The sequence below is a fragment of the Nocardioides sp. genome (assembly GCF_016462705.1).
In the GTDB taxonomy this organism is placed as follows: domain Bacteria; phylum Actinomycetota; class Actinomycetes; order Propionibacteriales; family Nocardioidaceae; genus Nocardioides.
This window is the reverse complement of sequence record NZ_JAEMSS010000225.1, coordinates 1-5730: the sequence shown is the minus strand read 5'-3', so window position 1 is coordinate 5730 and position 5730 is coordinate 1. Positions and strand designations below refer to the sequence as shown.

Here is a 5730-nt window from a genome sequence, read left to right as displayed (position 1 = left end):
GACCGGCAGTCACCCGCCGCGCCGTCGGGCTCCTGGCGGCGGCGGTCGTCGCGGCAGCGCTGACCATCCTCGTCCCGGGCTCGCCGGCGCAGGCAGCGGTCGTCTACCGGGTCAGCCCATCGGGCAGCGACACCGCCGACGGCCTGCTCGCCCCGTGGCGGACCATCCAGAAGGCGACGGCGACCGCACCGCCCGGCGCGACGATCCTGGTCGAGACCGGCACCTACGAGCCGTTCACGGTCACGAAGGCGGGCCAGACGGTCACGGCCGCGCCGGGGCACCAGGTGCGGGTGGTCGGTCGCGCCGGCGTGCAGGACGTCGTCCGGCTCGCTGCTCCCGGGGTCACGCTGAGCGGCGTCACGGTCACCGGCTGCGTGCCGGACCCGTCCCCGCCGGGCGGTGTGGGCGACAACGGCAGCAGCGCGGTCCGGATCCACGACGGCGCCACCGGCGTGACGGTGCGCGGCGTCACCATCCGGGACAGCCGCGGGACCAACCAGCACGGCCTGCCGTTCGGGTGCTACGGCGTGTTCGTCCACGGCGCGGACGCCCCGGTCGTCGTCGGCAACGACATCTCGGGGACGGGCACCGGGGTCTACCTCAACGGCGGCGGCAAGGGCGCGCTCGTCGCCGACAACCACATCCACGGCAACGACGTGCTCATCCGCAACACCCCGGGCGGCAGCGACGACTACGGGGCGAACGGCGTCACCTTCGCCAACGTCGACGCCCTCCCGGGGGCGGTCGCGACCCGCAACGTCATCACCGGCAACTCCGGGCCGTCGGCGGACTACGGCTACGACGGCGGGGCGTTCGAGATCTTCAACTCCTCCCACGTGCGGATGGTCGCCAACACCATCGCCGACAACGAGAACGTCCTGGAGACGGGCACGAGCCCCGACGGCAACAACCCGCTCGGCGACTGCGTGGGCAACGTCTTCGCCGGCAACGACGCCCGGGGCCGGGCGCCGGGCAGCCGGCTCGAGCGCTCCATCGGGCTGATCCTGCGCTGCGCCACCGCCATGGTGGTCCAGAGCAACACCTTCGCCGACCTGGACTGGTTCGTCTACGCCATCTCGACGGGCGACGTGTTCTCCAGCGACGTCAACGGCCTGGCCATCACCGGCAACACGGTCAGCCAGTGGCAGAAGGTCTACCACCTTGGCGTCGACCCCCTCGCCGCCCGGCTGGTGGTCGACGCCAACCGGATCCACTTCACCGGGCCGGTCTTCGCCAGCTACGGCGACGGCACCACCAGCGCCACCCTGGCCGACTGGCAGGCCCGGTCCGGGCAGGACCGGCTGACCACGACGTCCTGAGGGCGGCCGCTCCGCCGGACCAGGCCGGGATCGGTCCGGATCAGGACAGGACGAGCACCAGGTCGCCGCCGTCGACGGCCTGCGTGCCCCCCAGCGCCACCCGCTCGACCGTGCCGTCGACCGGCGCGGTGATCGACGCCTCCATCTTCATCGCCTCGATGGTGGCCACCGTCTCGCCGGCGGACACCTGGGAGCCCTCCTCGACCACCACGGTCACGACGCCCTGGAACGGCGCGGCGACGTGCCCCGGCGTGGCCGGGTCGGCCTTCTCGGCCGCCTTGACGTCGGAGGAGACGCCGCGGTCGCGGATGCTGATCGGGCGGAGCTGGCCGTTGATGGTCGCCAGCACCGACCGGAAGCCGCGCTCGTCGGGCTCGCCGATCGCCTGGAGGCCGAGCAGGATCGTCTTCCCCTCCTCGATGGTCACCTCGTGCTCCTCGCCGTAGCGCAGGCCGTAGAGGTAGTCGATCGTGGGCAGCACGGAGACGTCGCCGTAGGTCTGGCGCGCCTCCGTGAACTCCCGGGTGGGTCCGGGGAAGAGCAGCGTGTTGAGCGTCTCGCGGCGCACGCGTGAGCTTCCGTCGGCCAGCGCCTCGCTCTGCTCGGCGGTGATCTCGCTGGCCGGCGGGTTCCAGGTGCGTCCCTCGAGGGCCTTGGTCCGGAAGGGCTCCGGCCAGCCGCCGGGAGGGTCGCCGAGCTCGCCGTTGAGGAACCCGATGACCGAGTCGGGGATGTCGAAGCGGGCCGGGTCCTCGGCGAACTCCGCCGGGTCCGCCCCGAGCCCGACCAGGGCGAGGGCGAGGTCGCCGACGACCTTGGACGACGGGGTGACCTTGACGATGTTGCCGAGGATGTCGTTGGCGGCGGCGTACATGTCCTCGACCTGCTCGAACTTCTCGCCGAGCCCGAGGGCGATCGCCTGCTGGCGCAGGTTGGACAGCTGGCCACCGGGGATCTCGTGCCGGTAGACCCGCCCGGTGGGCGCCGGCAGCCCCGACTCGAAGGGGGCGTAGACCCGCCGGGTGGCCTCCCAGTAGGGCTCGAGGGCGTTGACGGCGGCCAGGGAGAGCCCCGTCTCCCGGTCGGAGTGGTCCGTGGCGGAGACCAGCGCCGACAGGGCCGGCTGGGAGGTCGTGCCCGCCATCGAGGCGCAGGCGGCGTCGACCGCGTCGACCCCGGAGTCGATCGCCGCCAGCAGGGTGCCGAGCTGGCCGCCGGCGGTGTCGTGGGTGTGCAGGTGCACGGGCAGGTCGAAGCGCTCGCGGAGCGCGGTGACCAGCGTGCGCGCGGCCGGCGCCCGCAGGAGACCGGCCATGTCCTTGATGGCCAGGACGTGTGCGCCGGCCTCGACGATCCGCTCGGCCAGCCCGAGGTAGTAGTCGAGCGTGTAGAGCTTCTCGTCGGGGCTGGAGAGGTCGCCGGTGTAGCAGAGCGCGACCTCCGCGACGGTCGTCCCGGTCTCGCGGACCGCCTCGATCGCCGGGCGCATCTGCTCGACGTCGTTGAGGGCGTCGAAGATCCGGAACACGTCGAGCCCGGTCGCGGCGGCCTCGCGGACGAACGCCGCGGTGACCTCGGTCGGGTAGGGCGTGTAGCCCACCGTGTTGCGGCCGCGGAGCAGCATCTGCAGGCAGATGTTGGGGACCGCCTGGCGCAGGGCCGCCAGCCGCTCCCACGGGTCCTCGGACAGGAAGCGCAGGGCCACGTCGTACGTCGCCCCGCCCCAGCACTCCAGCGACCAGAGCTCGGGGGTGGTGCGGGCCACGTGGCCCGCCACCTGCAGCAGGTCACGGGTGCGGACCCGGGTCGCGAGCAGCGACTGGTGGGCGTCCCGGAAGGTCGTGTCGGTGACCGCCACCGTCGTCCGGGCCCGCAGCCGGCGTGCGAACTCCTCCGGCCCGACCTCGAGGAGCAGCTGACGGGACCCGTCGGGTGCCGGCACCCCGAGGTCCAGGCGCGGCAGCTTGGTCGCCGGGTCGACGCTGACGGGGGCATCGCCGTGCGGCTTGTTGACCGTCACGTCGGCCAGGTAGGTCATCAGCTTGGTGCCCCGGTCGCCGGTGGCCCGGGCCTGGAGCAGGTGCGGGTGCGTCTCGATGAACGACGTCGTGATCCGGCCCGCCGCGAAGTCCGGGTCGGAGAGCACCGCCTGGAGGAACGCGATGTTGGTGGTCACGCCGCGGATCCGGAACTCGGCGATCGCCCGGCGGGCCTTCTGCACCGCGCCGTCGAAGTCGCGGCCGCGGCAGGTGAGCTTGGACAGCATCGAGTCGAAGTGCGCGGAGACCTCCGCTCCGGTGTACGTCGTGCCGCCGTCGATCCGCACGCCGGCGCCACCGGGGGAGCGGTAGGTCGTGATCACGCCGGTGTCCGGGCGGAAGCTGTTGGCCGGGTCCTCGGTGGTGATCCGGCACTGGAGCGCCGCGCCGCGCACCGAGACGGTCTCCTGGCTGAGCCCCAGGTCGGTGAAGGTGGCGCCGGACGCGATCCGCAGCTGGGCCTGCACCAGGTCGACGTTGGTGACCTCCTCGGTGACCGTGTGCTCGACCTGGATCCGCGGGTTCATCTCGATGAACACGTAGGTGCCGTCGGGCGCGAGCAGGAACTCGACGGTGCCGGCGTTGCGGTAGCCGATCTCGCGGGCGAACCGCACCGCGTCGGCGCACATGCTCTCCCGGACCGCCGGGTCCAGGTTGGGGGCCGGGGCGATCTCGACGACCTTCTGGTGCCGGCGCTGCACCGAGCAGTCTCGCTCGAAGAGGTGCATGACCTCGCCCTGCGCGTCGGCCAGGATCTGCACCTCGATGTGCCGCGGGTCGGTGACCGCCTGCTCGATGAAGACCGTCGGGTCGCCGAAGGCGCCCTCGGCCTCGCGCATGCAGGCCTCGACGGCCTCGCGGAGGTCCTCGGCCCGCTCGACCCGGCGCATGCCCCGCCCGCCCCCGCCGGCGACGGCCTTGACGAACAGCGGCAGGTCCAGGCCCGAGGCCGCCTCGACCAGGGCGTCCGCGTCGGTGGACGGGGCCACCGAGGCCAGCGTCGGGACACCGGCGGCCTTGGCGGCGGCGATCGCCCGCGCCTTGTTGCCGGTCAGCTCCAGGATCTCGGCCGGCGGCCCGACGAAGGTGATCCCGGCGTTGGCGCAGGCCTCGGCGAGTGCGGGGTTCTCGGACAGGAACCCGTAGCCCGGGTAGACCGCGTCGGCCCCGGAGCGCAGGGCGACGGCGACGATCGCGTCCGGGTCCAGGTAGGCGCGGACCGGGTGGCCGCGCTCGCCGATCTCGTAGGCCTCGTCGGCCTTCAGCCGGTGCTCGGACCCGCGGTCCTCGTGGGGGAACACCGCCACGGTCCGCGCGCCCAGCTCGTAGGCCGCGCGGAACGCCCGGATCGCGATCTCGCCGCGGTTGGCGACCAGGACCTTGCCAAACATGTGCCCAGACACGTACCCAGCCATGACGTCAAACCTAGGGGGGTGGCGTTGCGGGGACGTTTCCCGTCTCATGGGTGCCATGGCTGACGGCAGCGGCGACACCGGCGATACCGGCGAGGAGCAGGACTTCCACGAGGACCAGGGCGACGGCTACGACGACTCCAACCCCTACCTGCCGCGTACCCCCGAGGCCTACCGCGAGGCCTGGGCCGACCTCGAGCGGCTCTGGGGCGAGACGATGGCGAAGGCACTGACCCTCGACGAGGACCGGCTGCACGAGTCGGTCGCGGGGGAGTGGTCGTTCGTCCAGACGCTCCGGCACCTCGCCTACGCGACCGACCTGTGGGTGTTCGCGGTGGTCCAGGCGGTGCCCGACCCCTACGACCCCCTCGACCTGCCCTTCGACGGCTACGAGCGCTTCCCCCATCCCATCCGGTACGAGCGCGACGCGCGCCCGCCGCTGGCGGACGTCCTCGCGCTCAGGGCGGACCGGGTCGCCCGGGTGCGGGCCTTCCTCGACGAGCTCACCCAGGAGCAGATCGAGAGCACGGTCGAGTTCAGGAGCGAGGGCTGGCCGTTCAACGAGGACTTCCCGGTCGGCCCGTGCCTGGCCACCGTGGTCAACGAGGAGTGGCACCACCGCGGCTACGCCGAGCGCGACCTGGCCGTGCTCATGCGCGGAACTGCCTGACGAGCTCGGGCAGCGCCTGCTCGGAGAGCTCGACCGCCAGGCTCTCCGGGATGTCCGGGACGGGCACCGCCTGGCCGCCACCGGCGGTCGTCGCGACCAGGGTGGTCAGCCCGACCCGGCGCTGGAACCAGGTGGCCCGGAAGTTCCAGCCGATGACGTGGTCGACGTGGAGGGCCCGCCGGCGGCGGACGACGCTGCCGGCCCGGGCGACGACGTGCCCGTCGACCAGCGCGTGCCCGAGCGACCGGGCCCGGTCGGCGGCGAGCCGGTCGAGCGCATCGGCGAGCTGC

At 73.0% G+C, this 5730-nt stretch carries 4 protein-coding genes; 2 read left to right on the top strand and 2 right to left on the bottom strand.

Features of this window, described 5'->3' with window-relative positions; genetic code table 11:
• Positions 1-1319, top strand: a 1319-nt coding sequence (locus JHD21_RS19930) for a right-handed parallel beta-helix repeat-containing protein (RefSeq protein WP_292678853.1), incomplete at its 5' end; no start/stop codon positions are given.
• A 40-nt stretch (positions 1320-1359) separates the two neighbouring features.
• Here JHD21_RS19930 and JHD21_RS19925 read toward each other — a convergent pair.
• Positions 1360-4749 carry a pyruvate carboxylase gene (locus tag JHD21_RS19925; protein ID WP_292678855.1) on the bottom strand — a complete coding sequence of 1130 codons (3390 nt, stop codon included), beginning with the start codon at positions 4747-4749 and terminating at the stop codon, positions 1360-1362.
• A gap of 79 nt (positions 4750-4828) precedes the next feature.
• On the opposite strand from JHD21_RS19925, the gene JHD21_RS19920 reads away from it, so the two are divergent.
• On the top strand, positions 4829-5440 hold the full coding sequence (locus tag JHD21_RS19920; RefSeq protein ID WP_292678851.1) for a DinB family protein: 612 nt from the start codon (positions 4829-4831) through the stop codon (positions 5438-5440).
• Here the strand turns inward: JHD21_RS19920 and JHD21_RS19915 are convergent.
• Positions 5421-5730, bottom strand: a 310-nt coding sequence (locus JHD21_RS19915; protein ID WP_292678849.1) for a PH domain-containing protein, incomplete at its 5' end; no start/stop codon positions are given. The two genes, JHD21_RS19920 and JHD21_RS19915, sit on opposite strands and share 20 nt — an antisense overlap.

What these genes read in the sequence shown, in the direction of transcription:
- JHD21_RS19925 (WP_292678855.1), bottom strand. Translation starts at nt 4,749, where the DNA reads ATGTTTGGCAAGGTCCTGGTCGCCAACCGCGGCGAGATCGCGATCCGG.
- JHD21_RS19920 (WP_292678851.1), top strand. Translation starts at nt 4,829, where the DNA reads ATGGCTGACGGCAGCGGCGACACCGGCGATACCGGCGAGGAGCAGGAC.